Here is a 22,154-nt window from a genome sequence, read left to right on the forward strand (position 1 = left end):
AAAAAAGGAGCTCCGCCAGCTAAATTCCAGCGGAGCTCCACTCTATTTAAACAGCCTGCTCAAGATCGTTCCCAGTGTTCCCACGTCTAATTGGTCAGTCGCCTTCCAATCCGGGCTGATCTTCGCGTTTGCTATGAGCCACTCTCGGCCGTTTTCCTTCCAGGCTGGCACTTGCGTTGTCTTCTTATCATCTGCCAAGGCTGCCCCCTCCTTTCGCTTCAAGCCTAAATATTTAGCGATACCGGACACATGCCCCTGGATGATCGCCTCGATCACCTCTGGCCGTTTCAGTTTATTTGCATCAGCTGCCACATCAATAAACAAGTTCTCTGTCAGCACTGCCGGCATTTTGCTTTCACGTACCATGTGCAAGTTCTTAGTCTTCTTACCTCGATCTATGACGCCATAAGGCTTAAGCGCGGCCATGATCTCGGCATGCAGCACATTCTGAAATGATGTACTCGCAGCTGATGCATTAGTATAACGGAACGTCTCGAAGCCACCAGCACCGCCGCCCGCATTGCAATGGATACTAACCAGAATATCGGCCCCCACTTTGTTTGCCAAATCCGTGCGTTCTTTTAGCTCCAGGTATACGTCCGTGTAGCGTGAGGGCAGCACTTGCACGCCCACATACTGCGATTCTAATTGCTGCTTGATGGCGAGGGACACAGCAAGAGCTATGTCCTTTTCCTGCAGTCCGTTTGCTACTGCACCGGGGTCTTTGCCGCCGTGGCCAGCGTCAATCCATACATTTTTCATTTAGTAGCCCCTCCCTTTTCGTTCAGCTGCTCCAAGAAGTCTTTAACTTTCGGTGGGAGGTACACGCCTAGGATGCCTAGATTTTCGACAACAGACAGACCCTCTCGACCAGCATAAAAGTAAACGGCCAAGGTACGAAATACAGATGCATCCCCTCCAACCCATCCGTCAATTAGCACGGCAAGTCCGACAACAAAAAGCACCGTAATCTTACGGATTCCACCCCAGAACATTACTTCGCTATTAAGTGTTTTTGTCTTGATTGCTCCCAAAATTCCCGTAATGTAATCAGCTGCCATAAGTACGACGAGAAGCTGCAGCGGCTTATCCCAACCGCCTAGCAATGTAGCGATTAAACCGACAGCAGCAAAGACTCCGCCAGTAGCAGCCTCTTTACCCGAAGCACCAGCTGCAGCAGCCAGTACAGTGCTACCAAACACCTTTATTTGATTTAACATAGTTCACCCTACCCTTCATATAAATATCCCCCGGGGATCCCGAGGGCAAAATAAAAAACGCCTTGCGGCGTTGGTTGTCTATTCTTCTGTTCCCGTGACCTCTTCGTATCTCTCGGCTAAATAATCATAATTACATATGCCGACAGTGCCGGTATCGTTTTTGTATACAAACTGCCCCGGGATGGCCACAAGCTCTTTAGTCCCGCTTTTTAGAGTTATAGATTGCAGCGCGCCCGCTGGCGAGAAGTCAACCGATATCCCCATGCTTGTAAGCATTATAATTGGCTGGATCGACGACAAATCTTTAAACTCCACGGCTTCCACAGTATCCTTTGATTTAAATACTCGTATCATCTTCAACACCCTTCTTAATTATTCAAACGCTATCCAATAAGCATTTTGATTTCCGAAAAAAAGTCTCGCGTGGAATCCATTTTCTTGTAAGAAAAACGTGTTTCTACCATCTGCAACAGAAGTTGAGTGTTGGTCAACGTTCACTGGTATAACTATGAATGTCTTATTATTTTTATAAGCAATAAATGAGAAATAAGCAGGTTCATTAGCTGGGTAGCAGAAAACAAAGTTCGGAGTAAACGGGAGGCCAGATACATCCAAATATCCGTAAGTGTTACCGCCAGAGACATTCGATGTTACGCCGTTCCCCTCAGCAAATCGCCTACCCTCTACTAAAGTGCCTAAAACCCCGAATATATTAACACCATTTCTAATATTAGAAGCGATAAGGTCTGTATCTCCTAAAATAGTGATCGGGCTACTGTAATATCCTGCTGCCTTAGTCTGATTCGTTGTCCCTGGAGTAACGTTTCCGCCCGCTCCTCGGTTTGGCATTGTCCCGGTCAGGTTGTTGGCTCCAGCGTTAGAAAATGTTTTGCCGCTTAGTACGTCTGCTGCAACTGCATTTCCCGTCGCTTTAACGATAGCTGCCATTTTTGCAATCAGCGAATCCCATGATTCACTCGTGGATGCCGATATTCCCCAGGCAACAAGCGCGGCAACCACTTCCGCTTTCCGCTCATTGCCAAGCTGAAAAGCCGCTGCTGCTGCTGAGTTTGCGGCGTTGGCTGTAGTCTGGGCTGCTGCGGCCGCATCGTAGGCCGATTTAACCGCTCGTGGTGTCGCTGCTAGTGCTTCGCTCGTGCTGTTCGTAGCATTAGAGAGTTGCACAACACCTTTTTTCGTAGTGCTAGCATCCTCGATCGTTATTCCCGCAAGCGCATCATCCAATTCCTTCTGTGTTACAAAGACCAGGGATTCATCAATATTGGCCGTGATATTGGTTGCGGCTCCGACGAACACATTCATATTAATGGCCTTCTCGATCACTCCGTCACCGCTTGGAGTGATGTAGTCGGCAGTTGCCCCGGCGTTGGCGTACATATAAAGGATTTCGCCCACGTCCGGATCCTCGGCAAAAACACCAACCTCGCGCAGATAAAAACCAGTCGTGACGTCCGGGTTAGTCAGCGTCGCCCCGATCAGAGCGCGGATCGAACCAGTTGGATGCTTTAATCGTGATATTGTCAGATCTTTGACCGGAGTGATCAACGAAGTCATGCTCTCCAACGATTGCCCGCTCAGCGTGCCGCTTCCAACGGCCATCCTAGTATACACAAGTTGGGCGCCAGCCTGCGCTTTCGCCTGCAGCTGTCGCCCTTTATTTGTCATTGCATAACTCCAACTCGACATTATCTCACCTACCCTATTGTTATAGTCTCCCCGATGTGCAGTGAACCGCCGAAATAGAGATCGTTTGCTTGGATTGTTTCCTCTAAGATTACCGTCTCAAGCCAAGCGCTCAGCCGCTTAACCGAATCGACCGCCCGTATAAATTCCTGAGCCCTCTCGCTGGTCGCGGTCTGATCGCTGGTACGTACCCGAAAGTATCCCGGCTCGCCGCCGTATTCGAACCACTCTTCGACCGCTCCTGTACCAAATAGGATCGATATCAATTCCTCTACGGCCGCCGGCGTACCCTTTCGGCGATGAAACAGAAAGGCGTTTTTGACCAGCTCCCGTTTTTGCTCGATCGGCAGAGCCGGATCGTAGAAGTCGACATGAAACTGCCAAGCCAACTCGTCGGCCTCATCATCGTCCAACTCGTCCAGCCGGGAGAAGCGGGGAAGCTTCATAATTTGCTCTGATAGTCTCTGTAATTGCCCGTCTAACGCTTCGGCAGCTGCCTTGATATTGGAATCACGCTTAAGGTTGTCCGGCAGCATATCAAGCATGCTTAGGCTCTTAATATCAATCATCGGCAAGACCTCCATATGTGACGTTGACAGAAGCGTCCTTGGCAACCTGTAGTTCGCCAACCTCCACAAACGTCGGAGATGTGACCTCTACCCTCAGGACACCTGCCGACATCACTCGCCAGATCAGTTCCGAAGGATTTATATCCCGGCCGAGCTTGGACTTTTGCCAAAGCTTGTACGCATCCACAGCCGCTGTTACCGCCGCCTGTATCCCGGTCGCTTCGGTTGCCCGAGACCGATCAATATAATAGGTGAGAGCAACATCATAATTCACGACCTCGGGGGCCTGTATGGTAACAAGGTCGGTCAGTGGCCGGACGGTTCGGTTATTGAGCACAGCTGCCACGCTATCTAATACATCCTGCGAGGGTAGTTCCCCGCCCTGCAGCAAGGGAACGACGGAAATCTCCCGGGGAGCTGGCGAAGTGACCGCCACATCCACGATCGAAGGGCTTGCTGTCATCGCCCAATAACGATATGCCCCCTCTGGCCCGGCCACAGAAAAACTCTCAGGAGCAGAACGGATGCGCAGCCGAAAAGCATCGTCCGTCTCCTCTTCCGCGCCGCCCGAGCTCTCCGTCAAATTAATGACGCTTTGGACAAATGGCAAGGGGTCAATAAATGTGTTAAGCTGCCCCGGAAGGAACCCATTTCCTACAGTCCCAGGACTTGTGCAAGAGGCAGCGACGGTGCCTGATACCTCGCCCGCAACGATTTCAAGTACCTCATTTGTCGCAAATACAATAGCCCCCTCGCCCCCGGCCGGACCTATCCGCGTTCCAGCCGGTATAATCGAAGCAGAAGTAAGCGGAATCGACAGATTAAACTGCAGCGTAGTAATTGCAGATTCAGCAGGGAGCCGGGTCACATCGCTCATCGCGCCGATATGATCTAATACCAACCCGCTCGCATATTTGAGCAAATCAGCTTTCTTGTTGTGATTAATCAACGCCTGCTGCTGGATGATTATTTGTGCCAGGGCCAATAAAAAAAGGCGCCTCGGGTCTGCCGGGTAAAGCTGGCTACCGATTATGCCTTCAAAAATAGTTATAATGCTGTTCTCGATCTCCTTGGCGTCTACATTCACAAAATCAAAATCCGGTAGAGCATCAAAGTTGCTCAAATCCTTCCCCCTCCCCTGCCAGAGTATATTTAATTACAGGCGAAAGTCGGCCGTAGATAGCTGACTCCTCACTCGATTCAATGACTTCAACACTCGCAATAACCGCCCTCGGCTCCTGTTCAGAAACGGCGACCATAATTTCAGCAGCTATACGAGCAGTTAAGACGTTAATCGGTTCGTCTATAACAACGTCCATCCCGATCGAGCGGCTACCGGGAACCGATCCAAGTATAGTCGTTACTATTGTTCTAATGTTTTGCCCGACCTCATCCTGCAGTGTTGTAGGGTTAAAATTAACCCATTCTCTCGACGCCGCCATATCTACTGTGTATATCACTTTGCATACTCCTCTAAGGATAAATTTACTGTTGCAGCCAGTAGATTCCCTCGGTTGTCGATGCTAGTCCACTCTTGCTCTAGTCCAGTTATAACCCACATGCCACCCTTCCCTACTGGCTTCCCGCCTATTAAAAAGGGTAATGCTTTCCCCAGCCTCTCGTATTCGACTAGTTGAGCAATTTCTTTCCGGGGATTCACGCCAAACCGCACGTCAAAACGTATTGTGAGCGAACTAGTGTCAAGACCCGGGCCAATGAATTGCAGGAGAGGTCTTTTTCCGATCACTTCATGCGTCGCCCATCGAGGGGTAGAACTTCGGGTCAACTCTTCGAACGTCCTTACTTTTTCATGGCTAACTTCAAAGACGACACTGCCCAAGCTGCCAATTTTATTCATAGGATTTCGCCTGCTCTCTTAACCGTTCCAGTTACCTCTAAGTCGCCATCGATTATAACACCCCCAGCAGCCTGTACAACGAGTTTTTGAATGCTACGGTCATAATAGACATGGCTACCGTCTTCGAACCAAACTCCGCGCTGCTGCGTCGTGCCTGGTGGATGTTCGTCATCTGTGTAATAAGAACCAAGACAAAATCCTTCTTGTATCCCATTTCCGAGAAATAAGCACAGGACACTCTCGCTCGGGGCAGGGAGTGCATTCCCCTTCCCCGACCCGCCCGGAGTCAGGACAGGTAGTGAACCGGAGACGTGATTGTCCTGATCGGGGAATGTGACCCGAACAGTGCCGGACGCCTCATCAACACTCGATACGATACCAGCCCTAATTAAGTTCGAATTCACGTCTACCACCCCAATACTTTTCTAATTTCAAGATTCGTTAGATATCCACTTCCAGAAATGGCATGACTGCAGCTCTCGATAATGTATTTTCCGTCAAATCGCCCCCAACCCTTTACATTGAGGGTTAGGCCTGCCGCCATCCGGATATCTCCGACAAGAGTCAGCGAAGCCTTTCCAGCTTCCTTGTTCTTTTCCCGGATGCTTTTTTTTGCGAGTCGCTGTGCTTCGGCTGCCGAACTTACTTTTTGATTTATTTTCAATACCGGACCGCTTTTAGGAGCTCCGGGCGGCGTATAGGTATATTTGATGGTTTTCTTGGACTTAGGTGGCTTATACGTCACCTGACATGCCCGATAGGCTGTGTAAGCCGTCCCCCAACTAAATTGGTATGAAAGGATGTTGTCCTTCCCGTGCTCGATGGTTGCGACAGCTTCCTTCTTCTCATACTCAGACTCGTCAAACAGTACCAGCTTCCCTGATGCAATCTTAACAGCGATGCCTTCCTGCTTTGCCTGATCATTTAAAAAAGCTAAGTCTGATTGCTCAGTCTGATCCAGGCGGTCATACGATGGATTATCCGTTGCCTCGTAAAGCAGCTTCAAGCCCGCCCTCTTAGCGACATCCTGGGCAATAGTTTTGAGCTTTACTTTCTCCCATGCTTTTGTGCGTACTTCCTGCCGAGCGGAAGAGCCCACTGGAAGAGATACTGCCTTTATAGCCACCGTATCGGGCGGCCCGGCAAACTCAAGGCTATCCACCTCGAACGATCCCAGAGGGAGGCTCTTTATCTCGCCAGGCCCTCCCCAGTTAATCGTCCGGAGCTCTGCCTTTATTTTGTCTCCGGCAGCAGGTTGCCACGGTTCTTGCCATTTACGCTCACGATCCTCTAACGTGATTTGGATGTCATCCATAGCCCCGGGGTCGGCGTCATTATAGGCGAAATCCAGCAGTGAATCTGCTAAATCCTGCGTGACATCCTTACCATTGTAATTGATTACTAAGACAACTCTACGGGCGTCCTGAATCTTATCCATATCAATCCTCCCGCTTCCACGGTGGTAATGTTTGTGATTGCTCTGCCGGGAGTTCGGGCACATGCAGCACGATGTTACCCGAGAATACAACCGTCTCGATATGCCCAGGGTTAGCATTCATGAGCTGAACCGAAAATCGTTCCTCGCCAAACAATTTAAAGGAGATACCATCCCAGGTATCTCCTTGAATCGTGGTGTACGTCTTCATTACGTGAAGGCCACCCGCCTTTTATTTTTAATCATTTGACCATACATCTTTTCAAACTCAGATTGTGACATCTTGCCAGCCTTCTCCACTTGTCCTTTAACATCACCACCGCCATCTCCTGAGATTTGGTACACGGGACTATACTCGATGTAAATGTCCCCTCCAGAGTTGCCCCCCGTACCAGGTTCACGTCCCATAATCCGGTTTGCTGTGTCCAGCAATGAGTGTGACCTTGGCTTGTCGTTTAGTGGGATTGCAATCTCCGGGCCAGCCTCTCCAAAGATCGACGGTCTGTCAGCAATACCACCTTTGGCATATGCATCAATTTCGGGGATTTTCGGGATGGAAAACCCAAGTGTACCGCCGCCCAGCCAATCCGGGATATCGACGCTAATACCATTTATACTTTCGATGGCCATATTAACCAGTCGAATAACAGCGTTAATAGGCGTTGCCACCAGACCCTTGAGCATGCCCCAAATTGCGCCAAACGTGTCCACTACTCCTGTCCAGGCCAGCGACCAATCGCCAGTAAAGACACCTGTAACAAAGTCAATTATGCCGCCGAACGCCCCTACAAGTCCCTTAGTAATGACGGTGATGTTGTCGACAACTCCGATTACGATCGTTTTGATATACGGGAAAGCGAAATTAAACGCCCCTACCAGCCCGTCAATTATCGGCTTAACAAAATTGAACATGGCAGATATGGAGTTGCCTATTTTTCCGAATGTCGTTAAGAATACCGGAGCAAGGGCATTTACAGCTTTAGACACCCTTGGAGCCACATCATTTGCGATGAATTGAGAGACCTTTGATATTATCGGCCACAGCTTCCCGGCTAAATACGTTACAATCGGAACTATCGCTTTGACGATCTTCCCGGCAGCTTGCCAAACTATACCTCCCACCTTAACTACGATAGGAATTATTTGTTTAACAATTTTCACGACCGATCCGACACTGCTCATGACGAAAGGCGCAACATTTTTCCAGCCGTCGATAATCCCTTTTACGTAGGTACTCGTGGTGTCGATTAAATGCCCTATGGCGTCTGAAAACACGCCTGCAGCACTGTCGTCCAGACCAAGTGCAGCCGCTATATCGATGCCAGCGCCCGTAAGATCGCCGGAGAATAACTTAGATACAGCCGAGCCAATACCTTTCACGCTAGAGATTATCGGCCCGGATAGGGTTTTCACCATGGATATAACCGGGGCGATCCATTCGCTAACCTTGTTAAACGCTACGCCCGCTTGATCCACTGCCACCGGTATATAGTTGGTCATCCAATCGGCTACCCTGCGGATCGTTGGAGCCAGCTTCTCGCCCAGTTGTATTTTCACGCCGTCTATGGCTGACTCGAGGAGTATCATGGAGCCCTGGAAGGTATCCATCTGAGTATGAGCCATATCCATAAGCGCGCCATCTGCTCCGGATACTTGATCCTTAAGATCGCCATACTCTTTGCCCAAACCGTCGAGTAATCCGGTAAAGGTTTTTAGGTGTTCCTTACCCGCGATCATGGCAATGTATTGAGCTTTTTGGGCATCGGTCATAGGGTCGAGTTTGGCCTTGACCTCACGGAAGACATTTTCGAGACCTTTAAAATTCCCTTGTGAATCGAATGCTGATAACCCTAATTTTTTCATGGCGGTTCCAGCTCGACCAGCACCACTTGTAAGGTTCGTAACAATGGCGTTCATCGCAGTACCAGCTTCGGCACCTTTGTAACCGCGGTTAGCCATTATTCCCAGAAAGCTGTTTGCCTCTTCCAGAGGTACGTTGAAAGTCTTAAACGTTCCCCCAGCTACTAGGAAAGCATCCATTAGCTGCTCGACTGAGGTATTAGATCGCCTAGAAGTCTGAGCTACCTTGTCGAGATACGCCGGAAGGTCTTTGACCTCTATCCCTAGCGCTGCCATGGAGTCGGTAGCAAGGTCGGAGGCTCGGCCGAGATCCATAGCGCCAGCTTCGGACAATCGCAGAACTGGTTCAATACCTGCAAGCATTTGCTCAGTGTTCCAACCAGCAAGAGCGAGGTACTGGAGCCCGTCAGCGGATTCAGCTGCGGTCTTGGATGTCTTGGCACCCATTTCCTTCGCCTTTTCGGTTAGTCTCGCAAAATCATCTGCGGCTGCACCAGAAACAGCCTTGACGTTAGCCATGGCCTGCTCAAATGTCGCAAATGTATTAACGATATCCTTGCCAAATCCTACGACCTTAGAAACAGCAAAGGCGCCGGCGACTACAGCTCCTGCCTTTTTCAAAGCATTTGCCATAGCCGCGCCAGCGCCTTCTGTTTTCTTCATTTCTTTTTGCATTTTTCCAAATTGACCGTTCGCATTGGAAAAAGTTTTGTTGAATGTAGGATTAAGTTTTCCCCCGAGTTGAAAAGTTGTCTGATACGTCTTACCCGCTGCTGCAGCCATTAACGTCTGACCCTCCTTCCTTTAGGAGAGGGATTATCTTGCGGCTTCGGACGCCTCTTTTCGACTGCTTCATAGGCATCTGTCCATTTAATTAATTCACGGATAGGTTCATTAAGCCAAAAAACAAAGTCAGAGCCAGGAATATTGGATAAGGAGATTACAATTTCTCTTATCTCCTTTTCTATGTCACTGCTTCCTAGCCCCGACCCATTAAAAAATTAGCCGCCAACTGTGTTGCCTGCATAAAGTCCGCTCCTTTGAGTGCCTGGATGTGATCAGCCGTTACCCCTGCAGCTGCAGCTGCTACCGCAATTTGATACGACATTGTAAAAGCGCGAATAGGAGCAGCAAGAGACTCCTCTGGATCAATTTGACGAGCGACCTTCACGCAGACAAGCAACTCTGTTCCGTTCAACTTGTCAAAATCGAAATGGAGTTCCTTTATCTCTTGACCCTCGAAAGTAATAGGACGCTGAAGTGTATACTTATTTTCATCTTCTTTAGCAACTGTTTTTTTCTGTTCTGACATCTTTATATCCTCCCTTTATAGTCCGAGATTTTCCCGAACTTTTGCAAGATAATCCACGCCATCAATTATGCAGATGAAGTTAAATTTATCGATTTCCACAACCGTCTCACCGTCATATAGAATCTTGATGTATGTCACTTCTAACTCGTTAGAGTTGTCCATGGTAGCACCAACGGCCAGGCTTCCAAGGGGTGTGTTTTTAGGCAGCCCGCGAATAGTTACTCTTATCGGAATCTGATCATACATTCCGGCAGCGGAATTGTGAGACTGAATCGAACCTCTAAAGTCGATGTGTTGAGATTCTTGGCGAGCCAGCTTGAAGTTAAGTCGTTCAAGCACCCTCCAGTTAATCGTTGCAGACATGGATGCGAATTGTCCGATTGTCGGGCTTTCGATCTCCCCTGCGATGCCAGCGCCGCTGATCGTCTCAGACAGCGACTCTAAATCAGGCAAATCCACATCGGCCACACCCATGTATTCACTGCCATTTCGGTAGGCCATGAAGTTATTTAGTTTCTCTGGTATTTGCTTCAACTTTCATCCCTCCTTAGCTTAGATCGAGCCGAGATAGCTGGCGTCGTATTCAACGGTATACTCCATTTCCTGAGCAGGAGATGGGGGCGTTATATATGTTCGGAATTTAAGCTTTCCGTTTGCTACTTGATCAGGAGGATTATCCTCTTTGTTAAATTCGACGCGACCGCCCAGGATATACCCGCTGGCCATCAGGCCATTAAGTCGGATGTTTAGAGAATCGACCACAGCCTCGACCAGCCGTTTATTAGCTGGCTCATCCACATATGCCCACTGAGTTAGAATAATGGTGTTATTCCACCAGTCGAACATTCGACGCACCGGAATAAATGCGTTTTGAGGATCGATCAGTTCGGGATACGCACCAGTCCGATTTCCCCAAGCCTTAAATCCGCCGATGAAGTTTATAGCTGTCACGATTCCCTCGCTATTTATAACCTCTGCATCATCGGGACCGAGTGCTACAGGCTTACCGTCCTCCGCTACAACACCATCGATTTGGAGCGTCTTGTTGGATGGTGATCGGTAAGGCACGCCGTCGCTCTCTTTATCCAACTGACAGATAACTCCGGCCAACTGGGTTGAATAGCGGAATGTACGGCCTGATTTTGTCACTTTCGGCCAGGAGACGACCTGATTTTTGCTCGTATACTGGTTTTGTTCCTTCCATTCTCCGATCTCGGTATACCTCAAATTCGCTGGGACATCAGTAATGGCCATTGCATTAAAATGGCCATTTATTTTAGCTGACTTCGCGGTCATCACGGCTGCAACGGTCGGATCGTGTGAGAAGCCAGGCGCTAGAATCAGCCCAGGAATAACTCGCAACAACGGAAATACCTTTTTAATCAATTCCAATCCAGTAGCAACGCCATTACTATCAGTGCCGCCAATAATATCAACAGCTGCAACAACGCTCGGATCAAGTACGTCATATTCGACACTGACCGAATCCGATGGAGTAATAGCCCCGCCAGACATTACAGAGATAACTGCTTTCCCAACCTCGTTAAATGTCAGTGCATAGTCCGTATCAAGCACGTATTCCGTCCCTGAACCACCTGTGGACTGAACTTTAACGCTGCTCAGGATAATCCCTTCATCCTCGATCACAGCCCGACCAGCCGAAAATGTAACTGTTTTGGACGACACTGCTTTTTTGTGAGTAGCAGGGTCTAAAACATTGATAAATACCGCTGGAGATTGCCTGTAAAGACGAAAATGCGAGTAAGCAAATTCGCATAATGTATAGCTATTCCAGTCATCAGAGCTGCCAAAAGACCTGACAAACTGCTCCCAGCTCTCGATGAGCAGCGGCACGTTAACAGGATAAGTACTGTTGCGCGACAGGCTAACTGGCGCCGTGCCAATTACAACAGGGATTGTAGCAATTTGGGACACTGGTGTAAGGGTCTGGGGCTGTATTTCAGTAACGTAAATTCCGTGGCGTTCCATACTAAACACTTCCTTCCTGTTCGGCTAATACCGCTTGATACGCTGCGTAAAGAGGCGAGCCAACTTCATTTAATTCGCCGCGCCGTTTTGTAAATTCGGAAACAGGCAAAAATAAAGAGCGCATCGCCGGGATACGCTCCAAATCCTTTTCCATATATTTAGGCACGCCATCTTTAAAAACTGAGTAGGTCGCAACTTTAGGCAACGGAGGGCCAAGATAAATAATCGCCTCAGTCGGCCCTGGTTCAGTGCGAGACTTCTTTACGGCCGCACTTGCTGGTTTCTCTTTACTCACTTAAAAATCAACCTCCTGTTGGATCGCCGGAAGCGTCCAATTAGTTTCGACAGCCCCAAAGTAGTAAGGATGCAAATCCTCATCGTCGTAGACACTCCAGTCGCAGGGGTAATCGATCCTGAATTGTTTATTTACTATCCGTTTGGATAATAGGTGTGTCCGGATGCGCTGCAGTACATTCAGCACAATCTTATTTCCTTGACGGTCGTGCTGCTCGTCGTATATACCAGCGAGCAGGATTACTCTGGAACTTTCCGGATCTCCTTCTGACTGAGCGCCCCCGTCCGTTACCCGGACAATGATATATGGAAAATGCTCGGAGTCGTCTTCTTCCACCTTTGCAGGCAAGGACTGAGGATAAATGTTCATTGGTGCAGGCTCTCCCCCTGCATTCAACGTTTCAAACCCCGCAAACAAAGCCTCTAATTCTGCAACTAGAGCGTCTTGAAGCAAATATGGTGTTGACATCAATTCCCCTCCAATGTTCGCTTGATTTCGTGCTGCAGCCTCTTGTTGTAAGTCTCGACAGCCTGCTTTTCAACGAAATCGCGGACTTCTTTATTGTTTACCATTTGAGGCACAGGAGGGCCGAACAAGCGCTGGATCGGAAGCCTACTCTTAGATGTACGCCTAAATGCTTTAACGCCATTTATACTGGCGACAAACCCGCGCATGATTTCCTTCAAGGAGCCTTGTTTCTTAACAGCAGCCTTGAATTTTCTCGGGCGAGAATTGGGATTGCTGGCGTTGATACGAAACTTTTCCAGCCCGATACTACCACTTTTTGAAGTAGCCGCAGCTGTTAGCGATCCCCGAGAGGCTTTAATGACAGTAAAGGTCTGATTAACATCCTTCGCTTTTATTCTATATACCTCTCTAGCTTTTTTGTTCGCATTGGTTCTTACGCCGCTGGCAGCACGATTAAGCGCCCGATAGATTACCACGGGCGCTTTTTTAGAGTACTGTCCTAGCCGCTTCTCGACCTTTTTAATTTCTTTTGAAGTTATCTTGATCATGATCCAGTCCGCTTAAGAGTGATGGTATACATAGCATCGTCCTCCTGCACATCTGCTACCTTAAATGTCCGCTTATCTACCTTCATATCGGCATCAATAACGGGCTTTTTAGGCAAGCTTGATTTAAGCACATGAAACAAAAAAGAGGCGCTATAAACGCCGTCTGTGGGGTTGTTCGTTAAGCTGCGCCTTTTTTGCAACAGATCATCATCGACGATTATTTCAACTGCTTTATTGTCGATTAGGCGAACTTCTGCGAATTCTTCTAAATTCATAAAGACATTCTTGGCATCCTTGGCCAATTGGTCTTTAAAGTTGGACATTCAGATCACCATTTGTCAATTGGTTGTGGTACCATTCCTCATATCTGGCGACTCGCTCCTCTTCCTTGCCAGACGGATCGATTTCCAACTCTTTAAGTCGGGCCTTCTGCTCATCGGCTTTAAGTTTGGCGAATTGCTCTACAGAAAGCGGAAGACCGAAAAGAGGCAGTTGACCGTTGTCCAAATTTGAGTCAGGTTCCGGAACAGTTCCTGGACTACCCTTCTCCTCATCATTGTCAACTGGTTGGATATCTGGAGCTGCTTCACAAACCCCTAGAGACAGCAACCGCCGTTCTTCAACCTCGTCTAATTTAGGGATAATCTCCCCCGATTTATACGTCCGGCCACCCGTCAGTACCTTCTGATTCTCTTTAACTTTTAATCTCATGTGGCACCTCCTACACCTGAGCGACGAACCAGCCGTCAACATCTTCTGGAATTGGGATTGGACGAGTACTCAACCGAATCATTCGAGCATCGCTATTTTGATCTGACCACGATTTTGGAATCCGAGTACCCTCGTAGGTATGGAATTGACCGTCGGGCTCCATTTGAGTCACAGCGCCATAAGAAAAGCCGCCCAAGTTAGGACGGCACAGGATAACATGATCGTCAGGAATATACGGTTGTTCGTTGCCGTCGTCATCAATGAACCAATCATTGTAAGTGTACATTTCCATGCCAAGCTCTGGAAGACGGCCGACAAACGTAAGGGCCTCATTGATAACGTTAGGATTCATCAGAGCAAGCGTAGCATTCTGCTGATCTACCAGTTTCTGAATTTCTGGATCCTGTCTGAAATCCTCCCAGGCGCTTTCTCCGAAAATGACCATGATAGGAGCAATTCCGGACTTTTTAATAACTTCAAGGCGCCATGCCTTCAAATTTCTAAGCTTCTTGCCAGCGGATCCGCTATCACCCCATCTGTCAGCACCTGCCAAGGTCACTTTGTTATCGAAACCAAAGTCAATGACGTCCTCGACATACTCCGAGTCTAGTTTATCGATAAAACCCTTCACGATGATCGGCCTGCCAAGAAATAATTCTCTTGCCATCCATTCGATACGACGAGCGTTCATATCTTCGAGTTCAGATAGGTCTTTTGCAAGCATTTCAGCCTGTCGCTGCGCCGGCGTACGCTGGCTAAACACATTTTCTCCCATACCCCGGGTCATAAGGTCATCCACAGTTAAAATACGCTGTGGAGCGATTTTCGGCGCCCTGTACTCTTTGGTTTTGTAACCATCACGCGCGACCGTAATACCGCCTACACGCGGCGCAACAAACGGAGCCATCGGACGCTTGCCCTTCTTATAATCAAAGATTACATTCTCTGTTACGAACGTTTCTTCCCCGGGGAAAAAAGTTTTAGTGAAGAATTTCCGTAGCGGCATTGTTTTTTGAATTGCCGCGAGCATTGTCGTTGTTCTGTACAAATCCAGATTTAGCATATGTTTTGTCCCCCTTAACCTTCATAAGCTTGAGCATCTTTAATAAAAATGCCCAGCATGCGCAAACGCTCTTCGTGCTTATCCGCAGTGTCAGAGCCACCAAAAATAAGTGCTTGACGATTAAACGAACCGGAGCTATATGCCGTTGTGACGATATCATCGGTCGCCCCAGCGCCCCCGGTGTCGATCGTATCCGTCAAAATTGAGTCAGCCAATTGACTCCCATCATCTTTCGTGCTGTCTACAATTACAGCTAGATCGTCATCAGTGATAATTCCGACAACTGTCCCGCGCTGCAACACACCCTGACCAGCCTTAAGTGTGACTGCCTTTATGTCCGTTGGATGTTTCGTGTCGTAAAACAGATTATCCGGCGTCGTCGAACCAAAATTATCATTCCACAAGTTTGCCATTATTTCGTCAACTCCGTTCCGCCTCTACGGGCATTCATTGCATTTGCGATAGCATCAATATTTGCGCTTTCCTGAACCTTCTTCTGATCCGCGTCCGAAGGAGAATTTTCTGGTTTTACCCCTCCGTTATTCTGCAGCTCTTGCTGGCGAGCTTGAATAAACACCTCGCCGCGCCCGGCGTCCTCTTTAAGGGCCATGAATGCCAGCTTGCCAGCATCCATCGGCTCCTCATACTTAGCCTTGTTTACCAACTCCGGAGAAACAGTGTTAGAAATCTCGTCGATTTCTTTCATACGATTCCGCTCGGTTTCAACTGCATTTTTAACAGCCTGCTCGACGAGTTGGTTACATAACTGAGGGTACTCATTTTTAAGTTCTTCGATATTTGTGATAGGCACGCCGTCACTCTCCTTTTGATTTTCGTTTTTTGAACCTTGTTGGGCAACATTTTGGGGCGATTGCAGGGACTGTATTAACCCAGGTGCAGATGTAAAAGTAGGACGGGTATTAAACCCGGATAGATCATGAGCGATCGAGTTAACAACTACGAAACGGTTATCTTTCGTCATGCTAGCCTCGACAATTACATCATCCATAATCTCGTCCACAAAGCCCTCAGCCATTGCTTCTTCTGCTGTCATCCATTTCTCTTGATCCATCAGAGCTGATAATTCTTCAGCTGTTCGACCTGTTTTGCTGATATAACCATTGATGATGCTCGACTTTACGGTATCCAGCACATCTCCTACCTTCTCTAGGTCCTTCTTGTTGTAGTACCCCATCAACCCTGCCAGAGGATCGTGCACCATTATAGTCGCATTACTCCAAGCCTTCACGATGTCACAAGCAGCCAGAAGGATCGTGGCAGCACTCGCAGCTACACCTTCGATTATCCCAGTCACCTTAGCGGGGTGGGCTTTCAATTGTGCGTAAATTGCGTTAGCTGCAAAGACATCGCCGCCGCCGGAATTAATTCTCATAACCAGATGACTAATGTTGCCGAGCGCTTTAAGGTCTTTGGTAAACTGGTTGGCATAAATACCTTCTCCTTCATCGGCCCACCAGGGCTTTGACGATGCGATTTGACCGTATAGGATTAATTCCCCTTCGGTTTCGCTGATATTTCGGAATTCCCAAAAATTATTCATCCTCTTTGTTCACCCCCTTCCCCGGAATAAATAACTTCTCTGTTGCCGATGTAGAGAAGCCAGCCTTCTCCAAAGCCTCATTTTCAATTTGAAGCTGCTGAACGTTTGTCCAGAAATCGCTGCCGTTATTTTCTATTGCTTCCCGTTCGTGAGTGCTCAGTCCCATCTTGATTTTTAATATCGATGCCTGTGCCTCTTTAACAGGGTCAAGTTGTCCTGGAGCCGGGCCGTTCCACTCTGCCTTACACCATGCTTTTCGAATTCTAGGGTCGCCAAAGAACCCGGGCGCACGAACACGACCGAGTGCAACAGCTTCTGCAAGCCACTCCTCATAAATCGGCTGACAAAACTCTTTTGCCGTCCACTGTCGGCGCATACGGAACATTTTCCAAGCTTCGAGCAATGCGGCCCGTGACGCCGAATAAGACGATTGAAAATTTTTAAGTAATAGTTCGTAAGGTATCTCGAGCGCAGCTCCCACATAAAGGCAAAGAGATCGTACAAACGGGTCGAAGTTGGCATTTGGTCGCTTTGGATCGGCGATTTGAATCTCTTCGTCTTGCCCAAGGATGTTGATAGCCCCAGGACCCATCTCATAGTTATTTTGGTCTTCTGCTGCCACTTGTTGATCAAGAGGGATCATTGATCCCATTGGATTTTCTGTCGTCGTTCCGGTAGTTTTTATGAAAATCGTAAACATAGCAGATATTACTGCCGCCATAAGTTCGGCCTCGGTATAACGTGTTATCTGCTTCAGCGTCTCGATTACTGGCGCCAATAACGGCACGCCTCTACGTTGCTCGGCCCGTTCCGCGTCCATAAGGTGAATGACATTGGGTCGTCCGGTGCGTTGTCCATATGCTTCGATCCTAACCCATTTCCGCATCTTCCCGCTGGTGTAGTCGGTGGCATAAGTGTTCGCAATATGATAGGCAACGAGTGCGCCATCGTCATCAATTTCTACTCCAGAGTAGATGCGGTTACCGTTCGAAGCCGTCGCCTCTACGGAAGTGCCTAAAACGCCGTTTCCTTGCGGAGTACATACTCGATCCCCCTCGATAAGGTGGATGCGTAAACCATAAGGCATATACGGTTTTCTTTCCGCTTGTTTAAAAACTGTAAAAGAGTCTCCATTCATTAGCATTCCAAGAAAGGCAATGCCCTGCTGGTCATAAAAATCATTCATCCTGACGGCATCTGAATGCTTTGATTCCGCCCAAAGGTTAAACTCCTCCTCCACATGGCCACACCAAGCGTCAGCTTCTTCAGTCGTGAGCCCAAGCAGTTCGGCGTTTATCCTTGCTTTTAGCCGTAGTCCAGGGCCGATAACATTTGTTTTTGTAGTCTTAAGTGCTGCTGCACCAAGTGGACCATTCATGTATAGGTCACGGGACCGGCTCCGCAGCGTGTCAAGGTTGGGGTCAATATCATCTCTCGGGTTTTTAGCTGACGTTATCCAACCCCGCATACTCTTCTTTTGCTGACTGGCTCCCCCTTGCTCATAACCATTGATGACACGAGTAACCTGGCGAGCTGCCGCACGCCTCATCCCGGCCTCTGGGTTAAAAAATGAAACGAAACGATCTGTGATATTAATAGCGTCCACCCCCTTTCAAAAAACAAAATTTAAAAATCCCGCGGAATTATGCCGAATGTTTTATTCCGGCCCTTCCCTTGGGATACAGCTTCTTCAGCAGCTATTTCTTTTTCGAGGTACTTAATCATTCTGGCTATTTCAGATAGATTTGCTCGCGTCAAATTTTTTCCGGAAATAGAGTATGACTGAGCTCCGCTTAAAATAGCTGCCTCGCATGCAATGTACTGAGAATAACGTATCTTCAATTCACTCAATCTGCTGCTCACTAAAATCCCCCTCTATACTTGAATTCCTTTACTCGCTACTCCCTTTTTCCTAGTACCAACAACTCGTGAACTTGCATTAGGAATTACCCCAGTACAGAACGGTTGCATATTATCCAAATCAGGTTGAAGAATTTCAATTGCAGCGCGATTGTAAACAGCTAGGTCAAGCGGCTCATTCCTGGCCCGCACTTTCACCCAAACTTGATATGGAACACCCATTTTTACGCGAGTATGAAGCGCCTCGGCCGTCAGACCCTCGAAGTACTGGCGCTCATAGCCGCGGTTCCGCTCCGGTGTAGAGAGCGGGAAATGGCAGTAGCCCCGCATTCTATTCCCATCCTTATCTACCAACGGGGTTTTCAATGCACTCATGACCTTCGACTTCCCTTCGTCTACGCCGAGTCTGACGACGGTAGCCTTATATCGGTTATTCGTGGATGTACCGATGATCAGAGGCAGCCGTGTCCCGTCGCCAGTGCCTTCCCCTTTGATAGCAAAAATCCTTCGAGCCGCCCGTTCCTTACAGAAACGGTACACTTCATTCGTAAAGTGACCGCCCGAGTCCATGCAAGTGAGAGCGATTGGGAATTTCCTGCCCTCAACATCTTCCCATGTACGTTTCAAATATTCGTCGAGATCCATCCAGACCTGCTGCTGTTTAAGGTCGCCGTAAATAACGTGATATTGAATATGCCAATTTTCATGACCAGCTCCCCAACCTTGAATTTCAACCTCAAAGCGATCGTCCTGGGTATCAACGGCCGCAGTGAGCACCTTTACGCCTTCCGGCACGTCAGCGTGGTACATTTCGCGGCGATTGTAAAGGATATCCTCGTCAAGTCGCTCGCCCTTTTCTTCCCATGGTTCGCCGAGCGAGGTATTAACCCAGGCTTTCAACGTTTCCGTACCGTTACGTCTCGCTTCCAGAAACTCTTCAATGATGGTTTCCCAGCGTTTCCACGGGCTTGCGAGCTCGTTCAGGTGGAAGCCCCTAACCTTTGAATTATCCTTCCTAGCGATCCACTTACCATGACCGTTCTTCCATTCAATTTCCGAATGGATGGCCCCGCAATATTTGCAGGCCATGGACGCATCTTCGAAACGGATTTGAGCCCAAACAAGCGGCTGATGATCTCCGCAGCTCGGGCAAGGCAAGCTCCACTGCTCCATACTGCTGTCCTCGTAAGCTGATTCGATACGGCTTGCTCCCTTAGTTGTCGGCGTACTGACCAGCAGCCGCTTTCGGTTGTGAAAGGTTGTGGCCCGCTTGGAAACAAGGGTCACCGGGTCGCCCTCAGTGCCTGCTGAAATCGGGTAGCGGTCGACCTCATCAAGAAGTACAATGCGGATCGGACGAGACGCCAAAGAAGCCGGCGAGTTGGCGCCAGCCATTGTGATGTGTCCGCCCGGGAATGTCTTGTGCAGCATCGTGTTCCCGCTATCCCGGCTTTTCGCCCCAGCCATCCTCTTTTTAAGCTCTGGGGTATCCCGCGCCATCGGAGAAAGGCGGTCCTTCGAGAAGGCTTGCGCCAGTTCAAGGGTCGGCTGCACCAGCATCATTGGTGACGGATCTTGATGCACATAATATCCGATTGCATTCAAAATGATTTCTGTCTTGCCCACCTGTGCCGATGACATGACGACAATTGTCTCGACCTCCTCATCATTGAGGGCATCCATGATTTCCCGCTGATATGGAGCGCGATCTGTCCGCCATTGACCAGGTTCAGCAGAAGCTTCCGAAGAAAGCCGACGGAATTGATCGGCCCATTCGGAAACAGTTAGCTTTGGTGGCGGAGCAACGACCCGAGCGATCCTACGAAAGAGGGAGATGGTCTTTTGATCAGGTTTCGTCATTCAAATCAGCCCTCACTCGCTCCTCCCGGAAAAGATCAGGATCGTAATCGGCGAGCTCCGCCAAAGCTTCGTCCAGCGCTGCAGATATCCTGCCTTTTATAACATTCAGCTGGTTTTGACCCATCAATTCCGGGGCCAGGCGCATCGGTATAGCTCTGATCCGCTGACGGAAAGCACCGAGCATGTCGTTCATAACCGCCTCGACATCCTGAGATCGATGCAGTTCACCCTGCATTTCGGCGAGCTCAAGGGCCGCCTTTTCCTTTTTGATGCGTTCGTGCTCCGTCTTCTCATCAATATACCGAGGCTTTTTGTCATCCTCTCTACCGCCAGAAACGTGCTCGATGTAATCCTGGACCGCTTCCCCCAGAATATATTTGCCACGATTGACCTGTTTGAGGACGCCTTCCCCGGTGATCTGCCGGACCCAACGATCAGATTTTCCGATAATGGCCGCCAATTCACCGGTTCCGACGATCATCTCATGCATTTTTTCAGCTTCCGCTTTCTTTTTGGCCATTATCCCACCTCAACTTCCGTTTTTTATCGTTTTTCACGCTTCGCTTCTTTAGTAGCTTAATTCGAAGGGAAAATTTAAAAGCCTCGAATCCTGACGACCCGGAGCGGAAGCGGAACTAAAAATTTGATAATAAATCTAGCGGAAATTCGGGGTCACGCGCACCCGCACTCAGTCTCGACCTCTGAAAGTACCTTTTTTGAAAATTTTCACGTTTTTTTCATAATCACATCACGTCACAGGACGCCCGCACTTCCTTGCTACAGACGTTCTAATGCTTGTCAGTATGTTTGCGCTTGTTTGACATTAGAATGCACTATGCGTCATTTCTGATCGTCTGGCGATGTGTCAATTGCCACCTTCCTATGTTGTGCCTTTAGATATATCTCAGGCATCGAAGCTACCAGTAATTCCTTCACTAGCGCCTCGTCAAATTCCTTGAGCAGGGCAGTGTATAGTTTTTTAGCTTGATAAGCTGCGGTTTGTTCGGTGTTGAGTATTATTGGCTTTGGCAACGATCCTAGACGATTAACTATGCTGGGCTTATCATTGCTATTCGGTTGATTCATACCTGATCTACCTTTCTATTTGGAATATAAAAAAGCCACCCATGAATGAGTGACCTTGGATTTGCGTATTCGGTTAAAACTGATCATGCATCCCTATATCGAATCTTCTATGAGAAGCATACAGGAACGCTATAATATTCCCGTTGTTCGTCTTAGGTAGATTCTCGAAGTGATCTCTCACCTGTTCTTCCCAATCAATTGCTGTCACCTCATATGATCTCAAATGCTCTATCTGATTTATTATCCATTCTCTCTGCTCTGTTGTAACTCTCATATGCTGTTTGTTCTTCTTAAGAGAGAAGTATTTCAGATAGGTTTTTATATATGAATTATCCTCATTCTCTAAAGTGAGGTATTTATTTAATCTTTTATCATTCGTTATTAATATATCATTCGTTATTAGCGTTGGATTTTCCACAACTGGAAAACCCGATTCTGGACGTAATGACGGGCTTTCGTAAATATCCAGCTCCCACGACATGATCTTGCCCCGCTCATTTTTAACCGGGTACCGATGTACATAGCCCAGCTGCTCCAGCTCCTTCATGCCGGCCCGGATAGAGTCCTTACCCTCGGTGGTGTGCTTGGTCAACTCGTCTATGTAGAATTTGAAAGTGTCCGGCTTGGACAGCATATAGGAGAGCAGGCCGCGAGCTTTAAAGGAGAGGCGTTCATCATGAAGTAATTCATTGATTATCCGGGTGAATGGTGGCGCTGCCTTGCCTACTTTGCTGACTCGATATGTTGCCACCTCA

The 22,154-nt window shown here is 48.4% G+C and carries 29 protein-coding genes; all 29 read right to left on the reverse strand.

Annotated elements, in window-relative coordinates; genetic code table 11:
• Positions 1-42: 42 nt before the first annotated feature.
• The 29 genes from CZ379_RS23320 to CZ379_RS23460 all read right to left on the reverse strand — a co-directional run bounded on the left by CZ379_RS23320 (position 43) and on the right by CZ379_RS23460 (position 22,150).
• Complete coding sequence (locus CZ379_RS23320) at positions 43-762, reverse strand: N-acetylmuramoyl-L-alanine amidase family protein (RefSeq protein WP_110933798.1); 720 nt, start codon at positions 760-762, stop codon at positions 43-45.
• Positions 759-1,220: a phage holin family protein gene (locus CZ379_RS23325; protein ID WP_110933799.1), complete on the reverse strand. Its 462-nt coding sequence runs from the start codon at positions 1,218-1,220 to the stop codon at positions 759-761. Before CZ379_RS23325 ends, CZ379_RS23320 begins: the two co-directional genes overlap by 4 nt.
• A 78-nt stretch (positions 1,221-1,298) precedes the next feature.
• Complete coding sequence (locus tag CZ379_RS23330; protein ID WP_110933800.1) at positions 1,299-1,574, reverse strand: hypothetical protein; 276 nt, start codon at positions 1,572-1,574, stop codon at positions 1,299-1,301.
• An 18-nt stretch (positions 1,575-1,592) separates the two neighbouring features.
• Positions 1,593-2,906, reverse strand: coding sequence for a tail fiber protein (locus tag CZ379_RS27280; RefSeq protein ID WP_234404991.1), 1,314 nt, complete (start codon positions 2,904-2,906; stop codon positions 1,593-1,595).
• A 29-nt stretch (positions 2,907-2,935) separates the two neighbouring features.
• A complete protein-coding gene (locus CZ379_RS23340; RefSeq protein WP_110933802.1) occupies positions 2,936-3,493 on the reverse strand; it encodes a phage tail protein I in 558 nt (185 codons plus the stop codon).
• Positions 3,486-4,616 carry a baseplate assembly protein gene (locus CZ379_RS23345; RefSeq protein WP_110933803.1) on the reverse strand — a complete coding sequence of 377 codons (1,131 nt, stop codon included), beginning with the start codon at positions 4,614-4,616 and terminating at the stop codon, positions 3,486-3,488. The genes CZ379_RS23340 and CZ379_RS23345 overlap by 8 nt, the downstream gene beginning before the upstream one ends.
• Positions 4,603-4,953, reverse strand: coding sequence for a GPW/gp25 family protein (locus CZ379_RS23350; protein ID WP_110933804.1), 351 nt, complete (start codon positions 4,951-4,953; stop codon positions 4,603-4,605). The genes CZ379_RS23345 and CZ379_RS23350 overlap by 14 nt, the downstream gene beginning before the upstream one ends.
• Positions 4,950-5,351, reverse strand: a complete 402-nt coding sequence (locus CZ379_RS23355) for a phage tail protein (protein WP_110933805.1) — start codon at positions 5,349-5,351, stop codon at positions 4,950-4,952. The genes CZ379_RS23350 and CZ379_RS23355 overlap by 4 nt, the downstream gene beginning before the upstream one ends.
• Complete coding sequence (locus CZ379_RS23360) at positions 5,348-5,755, reverse strand: phage baseplate assembly protein V (protein ID WP_110933806.1); 408 nt, start codon at positions 5,753-5,755, stop codon at positions 5,348-5,350. The genes CZ379_RS23355 and CZ379_RS23360 overlap by 4 nt, the downstream gene beginning before the upstream one ends.
• A 2-nt stretch (positions 5,756-5,757) precedes the next feature.
• On the reverse strand, positions 5,758-6,789 hold the full coding sequence (locus tag CZ379_RS23365) for a phage late control D family protein (protein ID WP_110933807.1): 1,032 nt from the start codon (positions 6,787-6,789) through the stop codon (positions 5,758-5,760).
• Between the two features lies 1 nt (position 6,790).
• Positions 6,791-6,997 carry a tail protein X gene (locus CZ379_RS23370; protein ID WP_110933808.1) on the reverse strand — a complete coding sequence of 69 codons (207 nt, stop codon included), beginning with the start codon at positions 6,995-6,997 and terminating at the stop codon, positions 6,791-6,793.
• Positions 6,997-9,429 carry a phage tail tape measure protein gene (locus CZ379_RS23375; RefSeq protein WP_110933809.1) on the reverse strand — a complete coding sequence of 811 codons (2,433 nt, stop codon included), beginning with the start codon at positions 9,427-9,429 and terminating at the stop codon, positions 6,997-6,999. The genes CZ379_RS23370 and CZ379_RS23375 overlap by 1 nt, the downstream gene beginning before the upstream one ends.
• A gap of 196 nt (positions 9,430-9,625) precedes the next feature.
• Positions 9,626-9,958, reverse strand: a complete 333-nt coding sequence (locus tag CZ379_RS23380; protein ID WP_110933810.1) for a phage tail assembly protein — start codon at positions 9,956-9,958, stop codon at positions 9,626-9,628.
• 15 nt (positions 9,959-9,973) lie between these two features.
• The gene (locus tag CZ379_RS23385; protein WP_110933811.1) at positions 9,974-10,492 is read right to left on the reverse strand and encodes a phage major tail tube protein; all 519 of its coding nucleotides are present in this window, start codon (positions 10,490-10,492) and stop codon (positions 9,974-9,976) included.
• Between the two features lie 18 nt (positions 10,493-10,510).
• The gene (locus tag CZ379_RS23390) at positions 10,511-11,947 is read right to left on the reverse strand and encodes a phage tail sheath family protein (protein ID WP_110933812.1); all 1,437 of its coding nucleotides are present in this window, start codon (positions 11,945-11,947) and stop codon (positions 10,511-10,513) included.
• Between the two features lies 1 nt (position 11,948).
• Positions 11,949-12,242, reverse strand: a complete 294-nt coding sequence (locus CZ379_RS23395; RefSeq protein ID WP_110933813.1) for a hypothetical protein — start codon at positions 12,240-12,242, stop codon at positions 11,949-11,951.
• Positions 12,243-12,710, reverse strand: coding sequence for a hypothetical protein (locus CZ379_RS23400; protein WP_110933814.1), 468 nt, complete (start codon positions 12,708-12,710; stop codon positions 12,243-12,245).
• Complete coding sequence (locus CZ379_RS23405) at positions 12,710-13,258, reverse strand: phage tail protein (RefSeq protein ID WP_110933815.1); 549 nt, start codon at positions 13,256-13,258, stop codon at positions 12,710-12,712. Before CZ379_RS23405 ends, CZ379_RS23400 begins: the two co-directional genes overlap by 1 nt.
• Positions 13,255-13,581, reverse strand: coding sequence for a hypothetical protein (locus tag CZ379_RS23410; RefSeq protein WP_110933816.1), 327 nt, complete (start codon positions 13,579-13,581; stop codon positions 13,255-13,257). Before CZ379_RS23410 ends, CZ379_RS23405 begins: the two co-directional genes overlap by 4 nt.
• A complete protein-coding gene (locus CZ379_RS23415; RefSeq protein ID WP_110933817.1) occupies positions 13,568-13,969 on the reverse strand; it encodes a hypothetical protein in 402 nt (133 codons plus the stop codon). Before CZ379_RS23415 ends, CZ379_RS23410 begins: the two co-directional genes overlap by 14 nt.
• Positions 13,970-13,979: 10 nt before the next feature.
• Positions 13,980-15,032, reverse strand: a complete 1,053-nt coding sequence (locus CZ379_RS23420; protein WP_110933818.1) for a major capsid protein — start codon at positions 15,030-15,032, stop codon at positions 13,980-13,982.
• 14 nt (positions 15,033-15,046) lie between these two features.
• Positions 15,047-15,445, reverse strand: a complete 399-nt coding sequence (locus CZ379_RS23425; RefSeq protein ID WP_110933819.1) for a head decoration protein — start codon at positions 15,443-15,445, stop codon at positions 15,047-15,049.
• On the reverse strand, positions 15,445-16,593 hold the full coding sequence (locus tag CZ379_RS23430; RefSeq protein ID WP_110933820.1) for a head maturation protease, ClpP-related: 1,149 nt from the start codon (positions 16,591-16,593) through the stop codon (positions 15,445-15,447). The genes CZ379_RS23425 and CZ379_RS23430 overlap by 1 nt, the downstream gene beginning before the upstream one ends.
• Positions 16,586-18,142 carry a phage portal protein gene (locus tag CZ379_RS23435; RefSeq protein WP_199925749.1) on the reverse strand — a complete coding sequence of 519 codons (1,557 nt, stop codon included), beginning with the start codon at positions 18,140-18,142 and terminating at the stop codon, positions 16,586-16,588. Before CZ379_RS23435 ends, CZ379_RS23430 begins: the two co-directional genes overlap by 8 nt.
• A gap of 77 nt (positions 18,143-18,219) precedes the next feature.
• Positions 18,220-18,456, reverse strand: coding sequence for a hypothetical protein (locus tag CZ379_RS23440; RefSeq protein ID WP_110933821.1), 237 nt, complete (start codon positions 18,454-18,456; stop codon positions 18,220-18,222).
• A 12-nt stretch (positions 18,457-18,468) separates the two neighbouring features.
• Positions 18,469-20,313, reverse strand: coding sequence for a phage terminase large subunit family protein (locus CZ379_RS23445; protein ID WP_110933822.1), 1,845 nt, complete (start codon positions 20,311-20,313; stop codon positions 18,469-18,471).
• Positions 20,300-20,833, reverse strand: coding sequence for a hypothetical protein (locus CZ379_RS23450; protein ID WP_110933823.1), 534 nt, complete (start codon positions 20,831-20,833; stop codon positions 20,300-20,302). Before CZ379_RS23450 ends, CZ379_RS23445 begins: the two co-directional genes overlap by 14 nt.
• A gap of 320 nt (positions 20,834-21,153) precedes the next feature.
• On the reverse strand, positions 21,154-21,399 hold the full coding sequence (locus tag CZ379_RS23455; protein ID WP_110933824.1) for a hypothetical protein: 246 nt from the start codon (positions 21,397-21,399) through the stop codon (positions 21,154-21,156).
• Positions 21,400-21,472: 73 nt separating this feature from the next.
• Positions 21,473-22,150: a helix-turn-helix domain-containing protein gene (locus CZ379_RS23460; RefSeq protein WP_110933825.1), complete on the reverse strand. Its 678-nt coding sequence runs from the start codon at positions 22,148-22,150 to the stop codon at positions 21,473-21,475.
• Positions 22,151-22,154: the final 4 nt, after the last annotated feature.

This window comes from Paenibacillus bouchesdurhonensis (assembly GCF_900155685.1).
Taxonomy (GTDB): domain Bacteria; phylum Bacillota; class Bacilli; order Paenibacillales; family Paenibacillaceae; genus Fontibacillus; species Fontibacillus bouchesdurhonensis.